At 58.6% G+C, this 20,767-nt stretch carries 21 protein-coding genes; 6 read left to right on the top strand and 15 right to left on the bottom strand.

Annotated elements, in window-relative coordinates; all coding sequences use genetic code 11:
- Positions 1–24: 24 nt before the first annotated feature.
- Together BLU74_RS11390 and BLU74_RS18955 are read right to left on the bottom strand one after the other, a co-directional pair.
- Positions 25–843: a hypothetical protein gene (locus BLU74_RS11390; protein WP_089767404.1), complete on the bottom strand. Its 819-nt coding sequence runs from the start codon at positions 841–843 to the stop codon at positions 25–27.
- Positions 844–1,166: 323 nt separating this feature from the next.
- Positions 1,167–1,310, bottom strand: coding sequence for a hypothetical protein (locus BLU74_RS18955; RefSeq protein ID WP_175454626.1), 144 nt, complete (start codon positions 1,308–1,310; stop codon positions 1,167–1,169).
- Positions 1,311–1,348: 38 nt separating this feature from the next.
- On the opposite strand from BLU74_RS18955, the gene BLU74_RS11385 reads away from it, so the two are divergent.
- A complete protein-coding gene (locus tag BLU74_RS11385) occupies positions 1,349–2,665 on the top strand; it encodes an RNA-guided endonuclease InsQ/TnpB family protein (RefSeq protein WP_175454625.1) in 1,317 nt (438 codons plus the stop codon).
- A gap of 63 nt (positions 2,666–2,728) precedes the next feature.
- On the opposite strand, the gene BLU74_RS11380 is transcribed toward BLU74_RS11385, so the two are convergent.
- The 3 genes from BLU74_RS11380 to BLU74_RS11370 all read right to left on the bottom strand — a co-directional run bounded on the left by BLU74_RS11380 (position 2,729) and on the right by BLU74_RS11370 (position 5,051).
- Positions 2,729–3,559 (bottom strand): type IV toxin-antitoxin system AbiEi family antitoxin domain-containing protein, encoded by an 831-nt coding sequence (locus tag BLU74_RS11380; protein WP_089767403.1) that lies wholly within the window; start codon positions 3,557–3,559, stop codon positions 2,729–2,731.
- 124 nt (positions 3,560–3,683) lie between these two features.
- A complete protein-coding gene (locus tag BLU74_RS11375; protein ID WP_089767402.1) occupies positions 3,684–4,616 on the bottom strand; it encodes an ArdC-like ssDNA-binding domain-containing protein in 933 nt (310 codons plus the stop codon).
- A gap of 87 nt (positions 4,617–4,703) precedes the next feature.
- Entirely contained in the window at positions 4,704–5,051 is a 348-nt protein-coding gene (locus BLU74_RS11370; RefSeq protein WP_089767401.1) for a DUF8013 domain-containing protein, read from the bottom strand.
- Between the two features lie 783 nt (positions 5,052–5,834).
- On the opposite strand from BLU74_RS11370, the gene BLU74_RS11360 reads away from it, so the two are divergent.
- Positions 5,835–6,554 (top strand): hypothetical protein, encoded by a 720-nt coding sequence (locus BLU74_RS11360; RefSeq protein WP_139175741.1) that lies wholly within the window; start codon positions 5,835–5,837, stop codon positions 6,552–6,554.
- Between the two features lie 316 nt (positions 6,555–6,870).
- On the opposite strand, the gene BLU74_RS11355 is transcribed toward BLU74_RS11360, so the two are convergent.
- Positions 6,871–7,332, bottom strand: coding sequence for a DUF3592 domain-containing protein (locus BLU74_RS11355; RefSeq protein ID WP_089767399.1), 462 nt, complete (start codon positions 7,330–7,332; stop codon positions 6,871–6,873).
- Between the two features lie 1,718 nt (positions 7,333–9,050).
- Here BLU74_RS11355 and BLU74_RS11350 point away from each other — a divergent pair.
- The gene (locus BLU74_RS11350; RefSeq protein WP_089767398.1) at positions 9,051–9,695 is read left to right on the top strand and encodes a response regulator; all 645 of its coding nucleotides are present in this window, start codon (positions 9,051–9,053) and stop codon (positions 9,693–9,695) included.
- 70 nt (positions 9,696–9,765) lie between these two features.
- Here BLU74_RS11350 and BLU74_RS11345 read toward each other — a convergent pair whose 3' ends face one another.
- Complete coding sequence (locus BLU74_RS11345) at positions 9,766–10,494, bottom strand: DUF6498-containing protein (protein WP_089767397.1); 729 nt, start codon at positions 10,492–10,494, stop codon at positions 9,766–9,768.
- Between the two features lie 141 nt (positions 10,495–10,635).
- Between BLU74_RS11345 and BLU74_RS11340 the strand changes: the two genes are divergently transcribed.
- A complete protein-coding gene (locus BLU74_RS11340) occupies positions 10,636–12,471 on the top strand; it encodes a DUF2339 domain-containing protein (RefSeq protein ID WP_089767396.1) in 1,836 nt (611 codons plus the stop codon).
- 1,216 nt (positions 12,472–13,687) lie between these two features.
- On the opposite strand, the gene BLU74_RS11330 is transcribed toward BLU74_RS11340, so the two are convergent.
- Positions 13,688–14,089, bottom strand: a complete 402-nt coding sequence (locus tag BLU74_RS11330; RefSeq protein WP_089767394.1) for a DUF5684 domain-containing protein — start codon at positions 14,087–14,089, stop codon at positions 13,688–13,690.
- Positions 14,090–14,856: 767 nt separating this feature from the next.
- Here BLU74_RS11330 and BLU74_RS11320 point away from each other — a divergent pair.
- Complete coding sequence (locus BLU74_RS11320) at positions 14,857–15,171, top strand: hypothetical protein (protein WP_089767392.1); 315 nt, start codon at positions 14,857–14,859, stop codon at positions 15,169–15,171.
- A gap of 80 nt (positions 15,172–15,251) precedes the next feature.
- Here BLU74_RS11320 and BLU74_RS11315 read toward each other — a convergent pair whose 3' ends face one another.
- Together BLU74_RS11315 and BLU74_RS11310 are read right to left on the bottom strand one after the other, a co-directional pair.
- The gene (locus BLU74_RS11315; protein ID WP_139175739.1) at positions 15,252–15,581 is read right to left on the bottom strand and encodes a hypothetical protein; all 330 of its coding nucleotides are present in this window, start codon (positions 15,579–15,581) and stop codon (positions 15,252–15,254) included.
- A 73-nt stretch (positions 15,582–15,654) separates the two neighbouring features.
- The gene (locus BLU74_RS11310) at positions 15,655–15,948 is read right to left on the bottom strand and encodes a DUF8011 family protein (RefSeq protein ID WP_089767390.1); all 294 of its coding nucleotides are present in this window, start codon (positions 15,946–15,948) and stop codon (positions 15,655–15,657) included.
- A gap of 305 nt (positions 15,949–16,253) precedes the next feature.
- Here BLU74_RS11310 and BLU74_RS11305 point away from each other — a divergent pair, with 305 nt between their 5' ends.
- Positions 16,254–17,015: a DUF7847 domain-containing protein gene (locus BLU74_RS11305; RefSeq protein WP_245705784.1), complete on the top strand. Its 762-nt coding sequence runs from the start codon at positions 16,254–16,256 to the stop codon at positions 17,013–17,015.
- Between the two features lie 879 nt (positions 17,016–17,894).
- On the opposite strand, the gene BLU74_RS11300 is transcribed toward BLU74_RS11305, so the two are convergent.
- From BLU74_RS11300 to BLU74_RS18950, 5 genes are all read right to left on the bottom strand, one after another.
- Positions 17,895–18,800 carry a DUF7847 domain-containing protein gene (locus BLU74_RS11300; RefSeq protein WP_245705783.1) on the bottom strand — a complete coding sequence of 302 codons (906 nt, stop codon included), beginning with the start codon at positions 18,798–18,800 and terminating at the stop codon, positions 17,895–17,897.
- The gene (locus BLU74_RS11295; RefSeq protein WP_089767389.1) at positions 18,797–19,249 is read right to left on the bottom strand and encodes an ArsR/SmtB family transcription factor; all 453 of its coding nucleotides are present in this window, start codon (positions 19,247–19,249) and stop codon (positions 18,797–18,799) included. Before BLU74_RS11295 ends, BLU74_RS11300 begins: the two co-directional genes overlap by 4 nt.
- A gap of 86 nt (positions 19,250–19,335) precedes the next feature.
- Positions 19,336–20,145: a DUF7847 domain-containing protein gene (locus BLU74_RS11290; protein WP_089767388.1), complete on the bottom strand. Its 810-nt coding sequence runs from the start codon at positions 20,143–20,145 to the stop codon at positions 19,336–19,338.
- A 168-nt stretch (positions 20,146–20,313) separates the two neighbouring features.
- The gene (locus BLU74_RS19495) at positions 20,314–20,436 is read right to left on the bottom strand and encodes a hypothetical protein (protein WP_281241846.1); all 123 of its coding nucleotides are present in this window, start codon (positions 20,434–20,436) and stop codon (positions 20,314–20,316) included.
- A 77-nt stretch (positions 20,437–20,513) separates the two neighbouring features.
- Complete coding sequence (locus BLU74_RS18950) at positions 20,514–20,687, bottom strand: DUF7987 family protein (RefSeq protein WP_175454624.1); 174 nt, start codon at positions 20,685–20,687, stop codon at positions 20,514–20,516.
- Positions 20,688–20,767 lie beyond the last annotated feature (80 nt).

The raw sequence follows: 20,767 nt of genomic DNA, 5'->3' as shown, positions 1-20,767 counted from the left end.
GCGACTGAGAAGCAAGACAGGAGCTTACGCCTGTGGTGGCAGCTGCCCATCTGGACGTGGGACCTGCCCCTGTTTGATTTCGTGATCGACGCGACGCATATGTTTGCAGCCCCCGTCTGGAGCGCGCTGCTGCCAATCGGGACAGGTACAGGATTGCCCGATAATATCGACTTCGTATCGATTTCCGGACGCCGCTTCGACTTCGTAGCGACCACCCTTGGCGAGTAGGGAGACGGTCATCGCTTCCTCGACAGCGCGTTTCGTTCGTGGCTCGAGATCATCGGCCGAGGTGGAGCCATTCGATACGAGCATTCGGTCGCGGACGTCTCCTGCCTGTCCGCCGTCTGGAGCGACAGCGTCGTCAGTCTCCTGAATCCGGTTTTCCAAGAGTGCTTCCGAAAGGTTCCCCTCCGGCCAGAGAAAGTGGACTTCTCGTCGCTCTCGATGGTCGTAGGAGCCACAGGCAGCGGCATTCCCTTCCCAGACTCGCCATGCCCCCAGCGCGGCCATAACAGTGAGGATGACCCGGGGAATAGGTGTTTGGTCCTCAGGGTAGAACACTCGAAAGCGCGTACAGTCGTCCTGTGGCGGTACTGTGTCCCACCACTCGACGTCGGACTCCCAACTGTCGTACATCGCTTGATCTCGACCGTATCCGACCGTCACTCCATCGACCTGCGGGACCTCCTCGGGGATCGCGTTGGCATCGCCTTCGAGGAGTCGGAGTACAGCGTACCGGAAATACTCGTGTGTAGGGGAGTTCGTGGTTTGGGCGATCTGGTCGTATTGCTCTGCGACTCGCTCCGCTTCTGCCAGAACGGCTCTGAGATGTCGCTCTGTCATAATTCGGTGAGGCTGGAATGCGCCTCCACCCCTCGGCGGGCGCTCAAAAACTTAACCAACGCACCAGCCAGATATCCCGAATTGTTGGTTAATCTCAGAGCTCCGAATGCGACACTCATCGGTCATCGACACCGTCATCGGCCGTTGCCTACGGCGATCCCTATTGGGAGATCACCGTGTCCAACTGTTCCCAGACCATTTCGAACGCCGGCGGATCACCGGTCAGATCCGGCAGCGTGGTCTCCCACTGGTGGCGGATCGTTTCTTGTTGTTCGTCCGGGAGTCCGTCGTTCAGATCAACGGTGAGCCCATCAATCCACGCGCTACGACTCGTTTGGATGTTCTACCGCTTCCAACCCCGCTTCGATAATCTCCCGATAGGCTTCTTCGAGACTCTTGTTTTCCTGTTCGGCGTAGTCTTTCACTCGCCCGTTCAGCGTGTGGGTGATGTTGATATTCGGTCGCATCGCTCGTGTCCAAAAGACATTTAGACGAAAAAGCATAAATGTCTATTGTCGTGAGGCGAACCAACACGTTCGCGGTGCGCCCGCTCTCCGATCAGGACGAGCAACTGCTCCGCGAGTTGTTGGATGCCTCAGCCAGCCTGTGGAACGAACTCACCTACGAGCGCCGTCAGCAGTTCTTCGACGGCGAGTCGGTGTGGGATACCGCCGACTACCGGAAACAGTACGTCGGCGTCCTCGGCTCCGCCACCGCCCAACAGGTCATTCGCAAAAACAGCGAAGCGTGGCGGTCGTTCTTCGCTGCCCAAGAGGACGGCGAGGACACCGCCCCGCCCGGCTACTGGGGCAACGAGGATGAGGGGCGAGAGTTGCGGACGTACATCCGCAACGACCAGTACACCCTCGAAACCGGCGAGCGGTCGCGGCTGGAAATCCCGGTTGGCCAAGACCTCAAAGAGGAGTACGGGCTTGGCTACCACGACCGACTTCGCCTCGAAGTCGCTGGCGACCCGAAGTGGGAGGGCGAACAGGGTCGGTTGGAACTCTACTCCGACGAGGTGGACGACACGTTCCGGGCCTTTCAACCCGTCACTGTCCCCGATTCTCGACGGGATTCACCACTAGCCGATGAATCGGCTGCGCTGGACGTGGGTGCGAACAATCTCGTCGCCTGTACGACTACGACCGGCCAGCAGTTCCTCTACGAGGGACGCGACCTGTTCGCCCGCTTCCGTAAAACCACCGAGGAGATTGCCCGCTTGCAGTCCAAACTCCGCGAGGGGCGGTACAGTAGCCGACGGATTCGACGCCTCTACCGCAAGCGAACACGACGACGCGACCACGCACAGGACACGCTCGTACGTGACTTGATGGAACGACTGTACGACGAGGGCGTTGCCACCGTGTACGTGGGCGACCTCACGGACGTGCTGTCGGCACACTGGTCGGCAGAGGTGAACGAAAAAATGCACCAGTTCTGGGCGTATCGCTCGTTTATCGACCGACTGGCGACGACAGCCAAGGAGTACGGCATCACGGTTGAAGTCGAGTCAGAAGCCTACACAACAGCGGAGTGCCCGGTGTGTGGCGAGCGCGACGATACAGTCCGGAACGGCGACGTGTTTCGGTGTTCGTGTGGCTATGAGAGACATGCCGACCTTGGGGCTTCGCGAACATTCTTAGAAAGACATGCTGGCGTGAATCTGGAAGTCGGGTCGATGGCACGGCCCGTACGCCTCACGTGGGACGACCACAACTGGTCGGAGTTATCACGCTCTCCCGAGAGGGCAAGTCCCAACGAGGAGCGTACAAACCGGAGTACCGGTGACGGGAAACTTGCCTCCGTGGGGACGGCATAGCTACCATCCTACCGGAGGAATCCTACGGCTTCAGCCGTGGGAGGATGTCAATGATCATCGCGATCAGGACTCCGTCGGCTCCAGCATGGCTGGCTCGACGTTGATTCGGAGGCGATACGTACTGTCGGTCGATCCGGTGTCGGGCCGCGTGGGGTCCAACAGGGAGTACCCACTCGTGAACGACGCGACGAGTTCTTCGCGGGCGGGGAGGTCGATGCCGAGCTGGTCGGCGAGGTAGATGATTCGCTTGGTCGCCGCGCCGTTGTCGAGGCGTTCGAGGTACTCGCCGACCGTGTCCCAGTCGCAACCCCGTTCGTCGGCGGTGCGCATCGCGGTCGCAAGTTTCCGAAGACCACCACAGAACTCGGGGTGGTCCGCACAGTCGACCAGCGTCTTCTCCAGGTCGCTGACCTGAACGGTCGTACCCTCGATGGATGTCGGCTCACAGCCGAAGAATTTCCGCTCGGTGACTGTCGTGACGCGGTACGGGGCGCCGTGGATCTCCCGGCTTTGCGCTCGGGTCGGCGTGACGACATACACCGTCCGGGGGACCTGTTCGGTCAGCCCGTGGTGGCTGAGGGCGCTGTAGTAGCCGATGTACATCGGCTCGGCGACGTGGGCGGCGATGAGGTACTCGTGGGTCGTGTACACGGCCTCCTCGCCGGCAGTGAGTGGAATGATGAGATACGTGCCCGGGAAGAGCCGGTCGAGCCAGCCCTTCTCGGTGAGCCGGGAGGCGATCTCGCGGGCGGTGTTTGGGGGGACCTCCAGCGTCGTCTCGATGTCGTCGACGGAGATGATTTGGTGACCCGCGCCAGCGAGTCGTGCAAGGAGTCGACTTTCTCGAGTCGAGAGACCCTGGCGTATATTTTGCGTTTGTTCTATGGAACCCATACCTGCGTTTCTTACATAAAGTATAGACACGGGCCTGCTTTAGCCTTGCGACTGCCGCGGACGGCGGAGATGAGCAGACTTAACCAACAGGATCGGGGTGTGGAACCGTGCGTTGGTTAAGAATTCAAGCGCCGTCTTCGAGCACGTCGATGAGCTCTTCTGCTGTGGAACTGATCCGGTCGAGACGGTCGCGAACGATCTCGGGATCGTCCGACTCCCACGCAGCGAGGTAGAACGCTGACCCGCTCGTGTCGAGCCCGCAGTAGCGCCCGACGACGTACGCAACGGCTTCGGCCTCGACTTCGCGTTTCGCCCGCTCGGTGTCGTCGTCGACGTCGAAGTGGAGCAGGGCGTGTGCGTACTCGTGAATTAGTGTCCGCGCAAGGTCGGCCTCATTCTCCCGATCACGTACCTCGACGAGCGGCTGGACGTCGACGAGACTCAGCTGCTCGCAGATGCCCTTCGCCTCGCCGTGGGTCCACTCCTCTTTGGGAACGATTCGCACTGTCACGCCGAGGTCGTCAGCGGCGGCAGTCAACTGTTCGACGAGGTCACCGGCGTCGCCGGTTGCTTCCGTGTCTAGGTCGGGAAGCGGCTCGCCCTCGGTCTGGGAGACGTCGAACACCGGCGCGGGCTTGAATCCGACGAGGCCCTCGGACCACTCCTCGGACGGCGTCTCGTCGTACTCACAGTCGCTGTCCTCATGGTAGCTCGGCGAGTTCTCGCACTCCGGGCACTGGTTGGTGATGATCGGCGCCCAGATCCAGATGGCCGATTCGCCCTCTTGGACGTGCCTGTCGAACTCCTCCTGCCACGTTCGGTAGCCCGCCACCCGAGTCGCCTCGGGACATTGGCGCTTGATCAGCAGCGTGTTCCGATACGAGTAGTCGTGGAAGCGACTCTGGACGTCCAGCCACTTCTGGAACTCTGCGCTGGCCTGCGCGTCGTCGACGCCGGCGACGAGGTCGTCGATCCACTGTTCGATCGTACTGTTCATCTCGTCGGATCGCGTGTCGGTCTGGTCGAAGGAGACCGACGAGTCACTAGTCGTAGCCATTGTGTTCACCGAATCAAGTTCACGGCAACTGCGTCTGCTCAGACCGCGCCGCACCCCTCAGGGGCGTTCAAAAAACCGCTCTGTCGGTCAGCGGAGCTCGTGGCGTTCGTCCGCGAAGCCGACCGTGACGAGGTACTCGAGGAACTCGTCGAACCGGTCGACGTCGCTAGGCGTGTCGGTCGCAAGGTGACGTGCCCACTCGATGGCCCACTGGAAGGCGGGATCCGTGCCGCCCTTGCCATGAATGTACCACCATCGGGCCGCTTTCAACACGACCAGCGGATTCGTCGGCGGCTGCTCACCGGCGAGCCCACGGGTGATGGACTCGATTTCGTCGGGGACGTCGGCGGGATCGATCTCCGCTGATTGGGTGTTTGCGATATCGACCGGGATGTCGTCGATCGAGACGTTGTCGGGACGCTGTTGTTGACTCACTGGAAGTCACCTCTGAGAGCTTTCGAAGGAGCCCTCGCCCTCTCTGGGGGACACGAAAAACAGGTCGCGAAGTTACGCCGGCGGGAGGTAGACGCTCTGCTCGCCGGCGAGATTATTGAACTAGATGGCTCTGTTGACATCCTTAGTGCCTGATAGGATCGGAGTGCGAGATACAGAGCGTCTATTCAGCAGTCAGTCATCGCTGGACCACGTCAGACCAGTATGAGCTAACTATTACGCTCGACCCACGCACAGAATTCTTCGAAATCCTTCGCGCCGGCCTGCTCGGCGATGCTCCGCAACGTCCCATATCGACCTCGTTATGCAGCGGGACCGGAACAGTGCGCGCGTCCGAATCGTGGTCTGCGGGCGGTTCCCAGCGGAGAATCGCGTGGTCCCTGTTCGTTCGGTCCCATCATCACACATAGTGATCCGATCACTAGTCGCTTGCTGATGTTGGGGGACACGGTTGTGGTAGTTTCAGAGGTAATAAAATGCTTTGTGGGGCTACCCAGCACCTCTACTGATCAATAGGTGAGTCGCCTGAATAGCACGCTGAAATGACGGTCAGTATCTTCGGGAAATCCCTACGTCTCCGCTGCGAGCACTCCCACGACCACGCACAGCGTCGATAAGATCCCCATTTCAGTTTCCGATGGGTTGACAGAGATACCCTACTGATTTCTGCGGACGTATATGAAGCGTCGGACTGCCGGTGTCTTGATCGGTGTGCTTGCAGTGGTGTGTTTCGGTCTTGTCCTCTCTGCTGTGTATCCGTTCACGATGACGGAACCACACGCAGCGAACGCTCCGAGCGGGCGATTCACCGTTAGTGAGACAGACGCGTTCAGCGCGACGGGGAGTCTCGTCGTGGACGGACAGGTGAGACTGGCATTCGACGGTGTCGTTACTGCTGATGGCGCCTGGTACCAGCGGGTTGTCGATGGCGGCGTTGTGTCAGCGGCATACCAGCCCGACGCAACTGGCCCGGTCTACCGTAAGCGAACGATTGCGGGGAGTGACAACGTCGAGCAGCAACGAGAACTGATTGCCGAGGATGAGAACCGCGTACTCCTCGGTGAAGGCCAAGACGGTACCAACGCGACAGTCATCGTCAAAGAGAACGGCACCGGTGTCACGCAACCGGTGTCAGGCACGGCATCGGTATTCGTCAACAGTTTAGTCGTCGCCGGATACGAGGCCGAAGAGACTGATTCGTCGGACGAGACTGTCTATGTGCCACGGTCAGGCTGGTACAACGGTCGAGAGCCGTACCGAATTACAGATGCCTCGGGTGAGGTACGGACTGACGCGAACACGCACGTCGTCACATCGGCGAACGTCTCCTGGGACACGACAGAACCTGCGGGAACGTACGCGGAGTACCTGCTGGTCCGGTCGTTCAGCGATGAACCGACGACGTACCGGATCACGTTTGAGTTTGAATCAGGCGACGCCGCCCTTGAGAAACCACCGTGGGTAAGATCGAATCGGTCGCACTAACAGGGTGCCATAGAAGACTTGTCAGGGGATTATTTCACGACTTCACAGCCGAATCAACCCCAGGACTCTGCCTGCGAATGACAGCTGACATTTCTAACAGATTACGTTGATGTTCATAATAACTTGCTGAATACAGAGCGCGCATCAGCCATCGTAAGGTGTGGGAGTCAGTGCCGCTCAAATGGGTCGATACGTGCCACTCATATGTGAGCCCGACCTCAAGATGTGATAACGTTGTTCCGAATCACATTTGAGACGTAGAGCAGAGATTCAGTATCCGAGTGGATGGGTGTCACCTCAACAGAGCAGTTCGCAATTAAGAAGCCGCGGATTTGTAGACTGGTAATCCGACAAAGGCCAAGCCTAAAACGCCGATTATAGCGGGCAGAGGGTTAGTCATAACTGGCAGCGGGTTACTCGTCTTTTTAAGATACGATTTCGAGGGCGAGCCTCGCACAACATAGGCCGCGGTTGTCTCCCCGACAGTATACTGGTCGATTCTGTTTTCGGCGGCAGTCCTTGTGTTGGACGTTTTTGTTCCTATCCCCGGTCTGATGTTCTCAGAAGTGTACTGGGTTCCGTTGTATGTGTAGCTGTACGTTACGTGGGGTGTGTACCTACCTCCGTTGTCTGAGGAATAGGTGATATCTTTGCTCTCTACGGTGGCTTCAATCTGTACTCCGGATGAGAGGCTTTGCTGTTGGGAGTATGCCATATATCCAGCAGCTCCGAGCAGTATAACCCCCAGTGTTATACTTATCAGAGACAGCTTTGACATATCTGTGATTATTTAGGGATACTAAATACCGGTTTCGGTGGTTTCTCACTGCACAATGCACTAATCCACGGGGAGGTTGGGCCACCAGCGACAGCGGCGGGAAGTCGTCTGTCTCCTTCACCCGCTCCCGGGCTGGTTCAATATCCAGATCGTCATACAGCTTCACAGAGTGATATATACAACCTCTATATTCACCAGACAGCTCCTGACAGATTTTGAGTAGGTGACGGTCCGATATAGTACAGCGTTCGTCTGTACTGAGCGATCACTCTCTCCCGTAGATCGGGCTCAACTCGCGCCACATTCGCGCTGTGCATTCAGCAACGTCGTTTCGACCTACTCACTGGATGTCAGTAGCGGCGTGACTGATGCAGAGGATGTAGTCAGGAAGATGACTTCGTTTCTTTCGTCTACTGTCTGGTGTACCCTCTGCTAATATATAAGTGAACTTACTAATTTAGTCTGCCGAGGACTGATAGGTATCAGGTCGTGGCTTTCTTATCAAGAGACTTCGCGAGATTATGTATGGTCGGGATAGGGACGCTTATTATTGGACTTACAGTCGTTGTTGCAATGACGCTGACTCTCGGCTTGCTCATTCGCTTGCTGAGAGGTGCCGGTGGCCCTTGAGCCGTCGGTTCGTTCTACTGACCAAATCTCTCTATCGTTTTTGTTAAAAGGGTTCCATAGGAGACAGGCGCGCTGTATCCAGCAACGCCTCTGGGATCTCTTCAGTTTCTGTTATAAGCCGCGTGCGACACACAGAGGGTGAGTTCAACAATCAAACTGATTCCGGCTCACCGGGGGGCGGTAAATACAACCGCTAGATGACTGGTGGAGTTGATCAAACATTTTGGGGTACGCTCTTGTGTAGCATATTGTTGATGGACTGACGTCTTGCGATTTGTGGTTGCGTGAATTGAATCTTGAGTCCACAGTAGAGAAGCTCAGAAGCTCGATCACCGTTCCCGCTCAGCTAGTGACAGCTGCATCAACAATCTCCCACAAAAGAGCGTTGGGTATCTGAGGTAGGTCAGTTGCCTTGAAGTGAACCGGTGTATCACGGGGTTCGGCCGGTTTCTCCGGTTAACGTACGCAGCGCTGGTCAAAGGCAGTGTCTCGGGTATATTGACCGAAGTTGAAGTCAATTTGGACTGACAATCCGGCAGTTATTCTGCCGAAGACAGTCAACGGGGGTGGCGCTCGGCGGGAAACAGCGAAAGTAATCAGTATCAGAGGATGTAGGCAGCAAAGAGCCTACGTTATTTCTCCCGCGAATACTTGAGTCGGCCGATAAAACGTATCCACGTATTGATTAATCGTTTGAGGCTAGTGCTGAACTACGAACTGCCAACGATTTTAAACCGACTGTAGTATGTTATTGTTGATGCTGGGACTCAGCTTGACCGGTTACCCGCCTGTTTGGCCCCTCCGAACTGGAGCGAGCGATCTCGTCGGAATAGTCCTAACCGTTATTCTTGTACTATTTGTGAATATCATTATTTACTTGATAAAAAAAGCACGATGAACGGTGTCATAATCCGATCCTAACAAACGTATTCCACATTCTCGATCGGTCAGTATGATTCCTACATTGCGTCGTTCTTGTTTGGCGTGGAAGATCTCGGACGGTAGTCGGCGAGGCGTTTCCATCATCTCTCCGCTGGACAGTAATCGAAAAGTGACCTGAACACGTTTGATACTGGTGCCCTGGTAGTATGAACCTCCGCGTCCCAGACGATACCCTTCGGACGTTCGTCGGTGCAGTAGGCGTGTTCGCTGCTCTCGTGGTGTTCACTGAACATACGGTCCGATCGTTAGCACCCGTTCTGATCCTCTCTGCCGGAATGTTGACGTACAGCGCGATGGACGAGGCGTACGACCTCCCAAGCGGAACAAACTGGCTGGTCTACGGTCTTGGACTGGTGGCTGTGGGGGTGTTCCTGATGCTCAGCTACACGGCTTGGATCGGAGGCGTGGCACTGCTCGCTGGCTTCTGGTTTGTCTTCGACGGCGCGGTCACGATCCGGTACGGGTCCGCCCGGACGCCACACGAGTTCGTCTCGGGAGCGGAATCCGAGGCAATGCTCCGGATGCAGATTCTGCACACGGTGCACCGGGCGCTTCGCGAAAGCGACCAGCCGCATACCCCTGGGGAGCTCGCGGAAGCCTGTGACCTGACAGAGTCGCGGGTCAGATCCGCCCTCGAGTACTTAGAACAGCGAGGCCAGGTCAGCAGGACTGAGGGGGAGTACAGGGCGGTACCGCAGACTTGGGGCCGACTGACACCTGTCGTGCGGTTCGGCGCTTGGTTACCACACCGTATACTCCGTCCAGTTCGTCAGGTGCGCAACCACCGATAGTTACGTGCTGTGTGCGAGCGGAGTGTGAGGCTGAGCATCCGGATGCCAGCGATAAGGCAGCCCCGGATCATCAACTGAAACTGATTTCAAGATCGTCTGTCTGTGGATCCAAGCACCCGATCCACGCCCGAATTGCTCCGATTGGAATCAAATAGAGCAATAAGACGGGCCAGGCATCCAGATTGACATCCGTTGTGAATGCGATACCCGCAAGTGCGAGAGTGACAGGAGCGATCACATACATAAATATCAGGTACAACTCGATAACCGGTGTAAACGCGAACTCCATCGCGTCTGCCGGTGACTTGTCTTGATACGACCTGTCGGTGACAAAGTACCGCCAGATCCGCGTCAGTTGAAACAAAACGATGCCGGCGATCGCGAGCCCCAGCGACAGGGGAGGGTTCGAAGCCAGCCCAGCTCTGGACGCCACCGGGAGCAGTACTGCCCCGATGAACACACCGCTACCGACCGTTTTGCCCGCGACGAATTTGAGATTCCGCCAGTACACCGGTGGGAGCAGACCAATCGGCTGTAGTGGAGTCGGTTCCGTGTCCCACGCGTCTCCATCGAGATCCGCGACGGGCTGTGGCGTGAACAACGCAACCGAAAAGAACAGGAGATTGATGATCGCCACCTCAATGAGGTAGATGAGTGCGATTTCAACGAGGCTCCACCGAAATACAACCACTCCGATGATGAGCCCAAGATTCAGGACGATTCCCGAGACGAAGTCACGGGACTCTCTGAGTACCCCAGGTACCCTTTCAACAACCCATTTCGGGCTGTGCCTCCTCATATACTCATCTGCTCGTTTGGTCGTTGTTTATGCCGTTCGACGGTTATTGACCATCTTCAGTTGATGAATGTTCAACTACTATCCGAAATATGGATTGTACCTAACTATGTCTTTTTGATGAATTAGCTCGATGGCCGGTATATGACCGACGATGACGACCTCAGAGCGGAGGTTCGAGAGCTCCGTTCGGAGGTCGATGCCCTCCAGCATCGTCTCGGCCGCCTCGAATCGATACTGGACGGCGACACGCTGCCCGAAGAGCAGCGCACACAGGAAGGTGAGTCCGACCGAACGCACACTCGGGAGCAACAGGGTAGTGATCCCGCGCCGTCGTCAACCCCGTCCCAGGAGACACGTAGGAGCGATCACGCTTCCGCAGACGCGAGTTCCGACGCGGGCAATGTACGCGAGACGGACGACGACCGCCAGAACTGGGAGCGGGACATCGGAACCAAGTGGCTGGGTCGTGTCGGTAGCGTCGCGCTCGTCCTCGGGATCGTCTTCTTCATTCGGGTGGCGATCGAAGCCGGCATCCTTGGGCCGCTCGGCCGCGTCGTCGCGGGTACCGTCGCTGGAACCGCATTACTCGCCGGGGGACGGTACGCCGCACGCCGCCGAGGATACCGGCGGTGGGGACGGATCACCGCCGGGACCGGGCTCGCGATCGCCTTTTTCAGCGTCTACGCGGCCTACGGGTTCCAGTCGTACCGGACTGCGATCGGGACCCCGCTGTGGGCCGTTCTCGTAGCACTAACCATCCTCATCGGAACCACCGTCGTCGTATCCGTGTTTGACGGCGATCCGCTGGTGGCCGGCGAGGCGTTCCTGCTGGGCTATGCGACGGCGTACCTCGGACTTGACGCCGGGAGCTTCGTCGTGACACCCGCGTACGCACTCCTGCTTACCCTCGGGCTGGTCGTCATCGCGACGATCCGCCCGTGGAGTCGGCACGTGACCGCCAGCGTCCCCCTGACGTATGGACTCGTCATCGCGTGGGTGGCCGACTTCGACCCCGGCTGGGGGGTTGTGGCCGGCGTCACCGTCGCCGTCTTCGCCAGCTACGTCGCCGGGAGCGTCGTACTTAGACGGAGCAGCCGGACTGACGCGTGGCACCGCCGTCTGCTACAGGCGCTGACGCCGCTCAACGCTGGGGTCGCCGCGGCGCTGTTGGAGTGGACCGCTCGAGAATGGCGTCCGGAGCTGCCGGTTGAGGGAGTCGCCGTCGCGGTGATTGCGCTCGCACTCGGCGGGGTCTACGCGACGACAAGTCACCAGTCCGTCTCTCGGGACGATGTTGCGGGAGCGGCTGCCGTCGTGTTCCTGGGTGTGAGCGTGGTGCTGGCACTTGAGACGTTCGCTGCCACTGTCGGATTACTCGCGATCACTTGCGGTGCGGTCGCAGTCACACGGTATGGTGATGGTGACGCACCTCGGTGGGGCGCACACCTCGTCGCAGTCGGGACCGTGGGCAAACTTCTCGCCATCGACGCGAGAGCGTTGTCCGGACTCTCCCTCGCGGACCCGCTTGCAACCGCGACCGGGCGACCGGCCGCCTTCCTCCTTGTGATCGCGGTGTTCTACGGGCTCGCGCGGTGGTTCCGAGGTGATGTGCTCACGCTTCCACGCCGGGACGACAGCATCCGACTGGCTGTTCCGTATCTCCTGACGGCGACTGCGCTCACCGTCGTCGGGCTCGGACTCGAACTGTCCGGCTTCGGCCTGTCGGTCGCGTGGGCGACGTTCGGCGCAGTGCTCTTCGGGGCTGGACTCCGGACGGAGACGCGTCTGTTCCGACTTCAGGGTGTTACCGTGTTCGGCGTGACGACGGCGAAAGTATTCCTGTTCGACACCCAGGGGCTCGATACGATCGCCCGAACGATCTCGTTTCTCGTCCTCGGGAGTCTCCTCCTGGCGGCCTCGTACGCGTACGCCCGCTGGCAGGGGGATCGTCCGCTCGATCGGTTCACCGAGACCTGATACGGACCGTTGTAGTCAATTACCGGTCATCGCCGACCCTGGACGATATCTCGATGCAGGATCTCCTCGACTGGCGCCGCGAAGAGATAGAGTGCCCGGATCGCGACCGCCACAGTATCGTTCTATGTGAACCCAGTCACTCCGAAATGGGTCGACGCGCGGTGACAGCGCCTGCAATATACCCCGCGATGTGACCGAAAACCCACCCGAAGGCCGAAGCGATACACACTCCTGCTCTACCGGGAAAAACGAAGACCACGAACCTGGATGCTGGTCAGGCTGCCATCGTCGCCACCGATGGGACCGACACGAGGATCGCGATGACGCCGCCGAGGACCCCGCGCGGAGCCCGACTCCACCCGGACTCACCGTGCGGGTAGCGGCGATCGAGCCCGCGGTCGTGGCGCCGATGATCATCACCGCACCGCCGACGGTCGCTTCGGAGTTCGGGAACTGATTTATCACAACGCCGGCAGGGACCGACGCGGCCGCTCCGAGGATCGTGATCAGCCACAGCTGCGGAACGCTGCGGTTTCGGAGGGCGGAGGGCATACGGTGTATGACCATCCTCACGAGAACTGTTTATAACCTCTGGAGGATGAAGTTCCAAGTTGAACCAGCGCGCAGAGCCACTTCGTGTACTGACGCTGAATCCCGAAGCTGACTCGTGCTGAGGTGAAGTTCCTGTCATTGACACTCATCACGGTCAGCGTGGTACAAGGCCAGCCGCCCACATCTCAGTAAACCGGATCGGTTCATTTGATCACTCATCGTGCAGCAACGTCAGCCATAGTTCCTGACATACCGAGGAGCATCAACCCGAAGCCAGCAATCCCAGCGGGGACTGATGCCTGAAGGAGCAGCGACCCAGTGAATGCTCCGACGCCGGCAACGATGCCCGCTCGTTTCCGTGCTGAACGGCTGTTGCGAGAGGGCGAAAGATACTGCTGCTTGTGTGCCAAAACGAGCGACGTAACGACGCCGTAGAGCGGAACAAGCGACATTGTGATCAGGTGATCAGTTGTGGCGAACAAGGCGACGGGGAGGGCAACGACGAGTCCGACGCCTAATGAGATACTGTACCGGAGGGCGGGGCGCATACATTGAGCAACAGATCTTACAGATAAGTACACTACGGAATTCTACCCCGTCCCGACAGCGGGGTCACCGAGACCTCTGTGGAACCAATTTTCGATGTGTAATATGCCACCGAACACTAAACAGCACCCTCAGCTGAATGTGCAGTGTCTTGATACTGATAGTCACCGAATCCGAGAAGCGGATAGAAAACGAACGAAATAAACGTGAGTCCGAGGCCGAACAGGATGCCCCTATTGAACTTGCCAGCAACGTCTATGCTGATCTTCACTGTGGCGAGGAAGTTAATCACCGGAATGAAAAACAGAACAAACCACCACCAAGCGTTTCCGCTTATTCTGACCAAGACGTAGAGATTGTATATCGGGATGATTCCGGCCCATCCCGGTTCACCGGCCTTCTCAAACGTTTTCCAGAACCCGGCGAAAATCACGGCAGTAAGCGCCAACGTAACGAACAGTTCGACATTTCCACCACCACCACTCTGTAACGGAACGGATATCGCCATTACTGATGCCATCACTCAGAATATACACTCCTGCGACTAAGAAGTTCAGGTGAAAGTCAAATGATTGTTTCATTCTCAAACTCCGCTTTCGGCTGAATACATTTTCTATCTGACCAACATATTAATCTGAGTTCCCACAATTCTGTCTATATGAGCGTTGATGCTGAGTCCCCGCGCCTATCGGTTCCCGTTCTGGGTATGCAGCGTCTGACGCAAGCACAATTTGGCGGAGTGATTGCGCTGCTTGTTGGAGCCAGTCAAATGATGATCTCGCTGGTCGCCATAGACGGAGTGATGACGTTTCTGATTGGATCGGGAGGGGGACTGCTTGTTTCGATCGGGATCAATCTCGTACGAAGTAGGCCTGCATTCTATAATGGGTGGAAAGAAGACGGTGAGTATGGACGGGTCGGGTTGTTGATCCTTACATTGCTCACGGGATGTGTAGTTATCGCTACCGGAGTGTTACTTCTCGGGTAAATATAGTACCCGTGCTTTTTACTGAGCAAGAGTGGCAACGTGTGTTGCATATGCGCTCTGCATTCAGCGGCAGGACCACGATATGCCGGAATTATGTCAGTAGCGGCGTCCAAGACGCGTCGCGCGGGACTGTAGCACCGAAGTGAGTATATTCTAGTAAATAGTACCTTCATCTAACGAATATCAACCCGCTGAACTGATTCTCACCGCGCCAGCAACCGGGATGTAGCATCGCAGTCGGTGAAACAACGATGTGACCCTACAGCATCTTATTATGTGTTCGGATCACCCATTGGGGAGTGCTCCAGTCGATCCACGACGTCCCGGACTGGGGACTCGGCACCCTCATTGGTGTCGCGTGGGCGGTCGTCCTCGTCGCGGCTATCTACGAGTACCGTACTGGCTCCCGCTCCCGGCGTCGCTTCTACCAGACGATCTGTGTAGGGGTCTTCTGGGTTGCCTACGGCCTCCTGCAGATCTCGACTGCCCTCGCCGGAGCTGCGGAGGTCGCCGTCGTCGCGCTCGCCGTTGGGTGCGTTCCGATCGGTATCGTCGCCGCTATACGATGGCGACGGAGCGACGATCCGGATGGGCGCGGGGACGCGACCGGGTGACGGGTCAACTATTGGACGCACCCCACGCTCGTTGTGATACCGACTGACCGCGGCACGTAGCGAGCGAGTGCCCACCCGTCTCAGCCTGTCGAGATGCGCTCGCGCTGTCTGTACAGGTAGTACGAGAGGAGCGGGACCGAGAGCGCGAACGCCGCCGGAAGGACGACGCCGGCGAGGTGTACGATCCCGACCAGTGGCCAGGCGATGCTGGGGGACCACTCCGGCGCCCGCCTGAGGGCCCGGACGTCTCCGAGCAAACAGACGAGGACGATCACCCCGACGAGTATCCCACCCCAAAACGAGATGACCCCCAGAATGAACGACGCGACACCGACTCCGACGTTCAGGTCGGCTTCCGACGCTGATGCCGCAATGAACGTCCGGGACGCAGCCCCGGAGAGAAGCGACAATACCGGCACCACCGGAAAGAGAACGACACCGAACCACCACGATGATCTCGACATTACGTTATGATATCCATTGTCAGACGATGTACTCGGGTGCGAAAGCCACCCCGCCGATCAGGCTCAGCATCAGGACGATCGCGGCGATCCGTAGCCCACCCGCCGTCCGTCGCCGTCCCGCAGGCAACGCTTCGGCGACGCCGGAAAGCGCGAACCCGACCGCCATTGTCAGCGACCCGATCAACGTGGTCCCACCGACCACGTATCCGTAGCCGGCGAGGCCGGAGAGGCCGACCGCCCCGCTGAACATCACGAGCGTCTGTGGTCGCCCGGACGGCTCACGGAACAGGGCATTCCGTATTCTGGAGATCACGTACGACCCCGCGTGCCGTGGGGTTGAGATACTACCGGAGACTCACACGCCGATATCAGTCTTCCCTAGAGGCCTCGCGTGGGTGGTCTCTCGGCCGTGATACTCTGGAGCGGCCCTCCGGGGGAGCTGAAGGAGCACAGCGAACGCTGCCAAGTCTGACTCTGAGCGACCCTCGTTCGACATCAACGCGGCAGTTCAGCGGATGTTAACCGAACGGGAACCGAAGCCGCACCGAAGGGTAAAATCCGGTTTGAATCATCCAGCGTACCTATATTTCCACCCGTGTAAGACGGAACTGAGACGAAATGTCCCTCCAGATACGATCGTCGCTGACCGGCGGTATCGGTCGGTGTCTCAACCGAAACGGCCTGCTGTTAGCGCTGGCGTACGTGTTCGTCGGTGCGGCCTGGCAGGTCCTGTTGTACAGTGCAGTTGTGGCGGCAGTTGGGCAGTCCGCCGCCCAGGGCGGCGCATCCGCGCTCCCAACTGTCGATCTCCCGCTTGTCGTGTCGGCCGGCGGAGCGGTGGTCGCGTTGGTGCTGTTGCAGTATCTCACGATCGTCGCGATCCGGACGTTCGTCGGCGGCCACACACGGACGATTCCGGCGGAGTTCTACACCCGCAATATCCCGTACGTGCTCGTCAACTCGATCATCGGTTCGCTCGCGTTCGGCCTCGCCATCTTCGTCGGCTCGATCCTGTTCGTTGTGCCGGGGATCATTGCTTACGTTGCGTTCATTTTCACGCTGCTCTACATCGCGGCCGAAGACCAGAGCTTCATCGCAGCGTTCCGCAGTAGCTGGAACGTGACACGGGGGAACTGGCTCCGACTGTTCGGCCTGCTGGTGGTCGTCTTCCTCGGCATCACCATCGTTCCGGGCGTGTTGTCGGCGCTCACGAGTGCCGTCTTCACCACGACGCTGGGGCCGGCGCTCGCGACGCTCGCATCCGGGACGCTCACGCTGCCGTTCTCGCTGCTTCTGCTCGGCATCCTCGCCGAGGCGTTCACGCAGCTCCGGACCGCGCAGGAACGATCCGAGCCCCGAACTGGCGCATCGGCCGCGTGACCTCCCGGGCTGCGACACGTCGGTAGACGACGCCGAGTACACACTGTTGCACGAAGAACGGAATTCTGATCAGGGATCACCGGACGCCTGTGGCCGCCCCGGCGTCCTATCGCCGTCCTCTTCCCTCCGATGCTGCTGGCACTCAAATCGGAGCTATGTCGGGCTGTTGAGCCCAGTAGTGGGTACCCCACGGCGTTTCCTGTCACTTGGATTTTCGATCCCGGCAGTGAGATCCTCGTTTGTTGGTGCATCTGAGGGGTTACGGAAAATCGAGGAGAAAGCCTCGCCCTTCAGGGCGGGATGAATCCGATAACTCCGCCACAACCGCCGGTATTAAGCCCCCTAACAGCGTATTCGTGGGCAAGCACAACGGGCAAAAACTGGCGGTTGGATTGGGGTCCGCCCGGACGACGAAGGCCACCACACCGTTCCCGCAAGGGCGTCTCCGAGGCCGTGGCGACACGGCAGGCAAAAAACGACCCTCGCTCGATTGTGCCTGCCCACGGTGGCACGAAGGGCAGGCAGGCCGATGGCACGGCCCGTGCCCGGACGCGGGGAAACCTGCGACCGTGGGCATCCCCGCCGTCTCTCCGAGACGAACGGGATACACGGTGCAAGCGGATACCGCGTCCGAACGGACGCCGAATACGCCACACCCCTCGCGGGGCCGACGTATCGCGCACGAACCCGGTATCGCCTCGCCGGACCCCGTTCGGCAGGCGAGAAGTTGCCAACGGGGACGTGGGACCGGCTCGCTGTCCCACGTTGGAATCCTCGCCCTTCAACGCGGGGAGGATGTCAACGGTCATCGTTGACCCGTACGTGCGGTGCCGGCAATTTGTCACAACGATCCGTATGAGTCCTCAGCACAGGCTCTGTTCACGACACGATGCCTTGGATGTACGTGTGTGCGTACGCGCTTGCCCAAACGACCGAAAGCAATTCACCGGCACTCGATGAGATCGCATCCAAGATGGGTGATACAAGAGTCGGGCCCATACCTAATTCGGGTAGAACTGTTGGCAGATAGATGCTGATCGCACTTCCAACCGCGATCACGGCAATGAGCACGAACTTTCCACGGTAGTTCGTCGTGATACGCCAGCTAACCATTAGTGATTCGATGGGGCCGTACTGCCCGATGACACAGGCTTCCGGTGCGAACCAAAACTTGAAGAGGAAAAAGAGAAACGGCACGGCGAAGACGACCCCACCGACCGCCGCCACAATGGGAAAACCAAGTATTTCGACTGGATTGCCCAAAGTGAATCCGACCACAACGAAGAGTGGCAGAGATACGAGTGACGGAATCACCATCACGGAAAACACGACGACCAGGACGACACCAACTACCGCTGGCGTTCGAGCGATGCTTCGATGTAGCCCCTCGCGTATCGTGACGGGAGTATCGGTCAGTTCTCCGGCCACGATCGTTCCCACGTAGGCACGAATCGAGATGATGAACGCGAACGTAACCACACCTTCGACGACACCCACTGCGGGCGTCGGGAGTACGGCGATGGCATCCGCTTCGAGGAGCCGCCTCGTGAGGATGATCACACCAGCGAAGGCGACGATCGATGGATAGGATCGAAACAGGCGAACAGACCACACGAGCGCGTCAAGGACGGTCCGATTCGTGGTCGTGGTCTCGATGTTTCGACATTCGAGACAGCCACACCCGTTGGTGTCATCTCGGGCCCTGATCGTCGGGGCCACGTCGGACGTCAACGTGCCGTCGACGGTGGCAGTGTTTTGGGTTGCTGCATCGGTGTGTTCGCTCATTCGCCAGTGACGAACTCCGAGATGGATTCGCCGGCGGCAAGGAGGATCGATGGCGGGCCGAGCAGCGACGCGAAGGACTTGAACGCGCGTTTGAGGCTCGGCCGGTCGTCCTCGGTGCCGAGGAAGAGCAGCGTCGGGTCTTCAGAGACGACGAACACGTTCATCTCACGTCCCTTCTCCGAATAGCACGTGTCGGTGACTTCGATCACGCCGGCCGACTTGAGGTTCGTCAGATGATAGTGTACGTTCTGGATACTCTGGTCGAGTTGCTCAGCGATCCGTGCCGGCGTCGCCGGCGTCTCGTTGAGCAGATGGAAGATCTCGTAGGCCGTCTCGGAGGACAACGCTTCGATCACGTCTCGTGTTTCGTCGTCATCGAGACTCAGGACGGCAGGGTTATCGCTTCGTTCGACAGCGGCGTCCGTTCGTGTGGGCAGAAGTCGTGGCATACTTACAGTGGAGGGCTTGGTGTATGTCGGTAGTAATTCCGGTCAGTAGGTGTTCGAAGCCGTCGTTTGTAGTTGTTGGTGTGTGGTTATTCCGCATCCGCGGGGAGCGGTGCGTCACTGATCAACCGCAGGTAGTACGCCGTATATACCGTATAGAAGTATGCGAAGCCGACCGCTGACAGACCGATCCCGATCGGGAGCAGGACCGTGGTCGGAATCCCGAGGTCAACCGGTAATACCTCAGCAGGCGCGGCGTCAGTCACCGTCAACTGGACGAGATACTCGGGAACCAAGAAGAGGTTGACCAGAAGGGTCCACACGAGCGAGAAGCCAACAACGCTTGTGAGGTTCGAGCGGACGATCGCGACACTTCTCCGGAACGAATCAGTAACGCTCTGTTCCTCAATAACGATCGCGGCGTCGTAGAACTGTACGAACATAATGACGACGAGGAGCGACACCAGCCAGACGACTAAGGAGACGACGCCTCCGACGAAGGCGGCCATCTCGTTGATCGCAGCGAGCGCCATTGATCCGATACCGAAGACGAGGCCAACGATCCCGACCCCGACGGCAGTTCCGAGGATGATCAGTAGGAACGCCACTGTAGCGGATAGCAGTCGGACGTAATGTGTCCGCGCCGTGGTGACGAACTGGTGAATCGAGGTGTCCGTTCCTTCGATCGCAGCGCGGGCCGTTTCGATGAACCCACCGAGAACGAACGGGAACGCGATTAGCCATCCGAGCGAGGCGCCTGCTGACACTAGTGGTGAGTCAACGACCTGATCGAGGTACTGCAGTTGGCCTCCGGCCCCAACGAGGAGGCCGGCAACGAGCAGGATCGGATTCGCTCGGAGAGCGGCGGATCCATCTTTAAACGCGGAAACCAGGACCATCGTATCTCTGATTTACTGGTGTCTCATATTAGATCAACTGGAGTATCAAAACCATATTTAACTATTTTCAGAGGCTCTATCTGCAATTCTTATAATGAGACGTGGTTGCTCCGTCGCTGAGTGTGCCTCCCGCAGCGAGCCTACCCTGTGTGTCGCTCTTGTTCCTGGCTACGGTTCGTCGCCGAGGCCGAACCAGTAGAAGAATACTGTCATCGACACCCCCATAGCTAACGCTTCGACGATGAGCGAATCGCGACGAAGGACACCGACGAGCAACAAGAACCCTGCCACGAATCCACCAGTGAGGACAGCGTATTCGGCCCGTGAGAGACCGTCTATCCAATGGGTAATCAGTCGCCGGAGATGCGTCATCGTCCGGACGTCCTCGACCGTAGTTCTGTGATGAGTACCGGGACAACAACACCGACCCCGACAAGGATCAACCAGGAGACCCACGTAGCGATGCTCCCTAATGAAACGTACCAGGCAAGTACCGCGACCACGACGAACGGGAGGGTGATCTTGGTGTCTGTGGAGACCATATCTACCGATCAGCTTAGTTGGGCATAAATGACACTGAGTTGTTCTATGATACTCGGGGATCTCCCGGACTGGAGGGTGT

Origin of the sequence: Halobellus clavatus, from assembly GCF_900107195.1 — an archaeon.
Lineage (GTDB): Archaea > Halobacteriota > Halobacteria > Halobacteriales > Haloferacaceae > Haloquadratum > Haloquadratum clavatum.
The sequence above is the reverse complement of the archived record's forward strand: the minus strand, read 5'-3'. Positions and strand labels throughout refer to the sequence as shown.

What these genes read in the sequence shown, in the direction of transcription:
- BLU74_RS11330 (WP_089767394.1), bottom strand. Translation starts at nt 14,089, where the DNA reads ATGGCATCAGTAATGGCGATATCCGTTCCGTTACAGAGTGGTGGTGGT.
- BLU74_RS11290 (WP_089767388.1), bottom strand. Translation starts at nt 20,145, where the DNA reads ATGGTCCTGGTTTCCGCGTTTAAAGATGGATCCGCCGCTCTCCGAGCG.
- BLU74_RS18955 (WP_175454626.1), bottom strand. Translation starts at nt 1,310, where the DNA reads ATGCGACCGAATATCAACATCACCCACACGCTGAACGGGCGAGTGAAA.
- BLU74_RS11355 (WP_089767399.1), bottom strand. Translation starts at nt 7,332, where the DNA reads ATGTCAAAGCTGTCTCTGATAAGTATAACACTGGGGGTTATACTGCTC.
- BLU74_RS11305 (WP_245705784.1), top strand. Translation starts at nt 16,254, where the DNA reads ATGTCCCTCCAGATACGATCGTCGCTGACCGGCGGTATCGGTCGGTGT.
- BLU74_RS11360 (WP_139175741.1), top strand. Translation starts at nt 5,835, where the DNA reads ATGACGGAACCACACGCAGCGAACGCTCCGAGCGGGCGATTCACCGTT.
- BLU74_RS18950 (WP_175454624.1), bottom strand. Translation starts at nt 20,687, where the DNA reads ATGGTCTCCACAGACACCAAGATCACCCTCCCGTTCGTCGTGGTCGCG.
- BLU74_RS11380 (WP_089767403.1), bottom strand. Translation starts at nt 3,559, where the DNA reads ATGGGTTCCATAGAACAAACGCAAAATATACGCCAGGGTCTCTCGACT.
- BLU74_RS11350 (WP_089767398.1), top strand. Translation starts at nt 9,051, where the DNA reads ATGAACCTCCGCGTCCCAGACGATACCCTTCGGACGTTCGTCGGTGCA.
- BLU74_RS11340 (WP_089767396.1), top strand. Translation starts at nt 10,636, where the DNA reads ATGACCGACGATGACGACCTCAGAGCGGAGGTTCGAGAGCTCCGTTCG.
- BLU74_RS11390 (WP_089767404.1), bottom strand. Translation starts at nt 843, where the DNA reads ATGACAGAGCGACATCTCAGAGCCGTTCTGGCAGAAGCGGAGCGAGTC.
- BLU74_RS11345 (WP_089767397.1), bottom strand. Translation starts at nt 10,494, where the DNA reads ATGAGGAGGCACAGCCCGAAATGGGTTGTTGAAAGGGTACCTGGGGTA.
- BLU74_RS11375 (WP_089767402.1), bottom strand. Translation starts at nt 4,616, where the DNA reads ATGGCTACGACTAGTGACTCGTCGGTCTCCTTCGACCAGACCGACACG.
- BLU74_RS11300 (WP_245705783.1), bottom strand. Translation starts at nt 18,800, where the DNA reads ATGAGCGAACACACCGATGCAGCAACCCAAAACACTGCCACCGTCGAC.
- BLU74_RS11385 (WP_175454625.1), top strand. Translation starts at nt 1,349, where the DNA reads ATGTCTATTGTCGTGAGGCGAACCAACACGTTCGCGGTGCGCCCGCTC.
- BLU74_RS11295 (WP_089767389.1), bottom strand. Translation starts at nt 19,249, where the DNA reads ATGCCACGACTTCTGCCCACACGAACGGACGCCGCTGTCGAACGAAGC.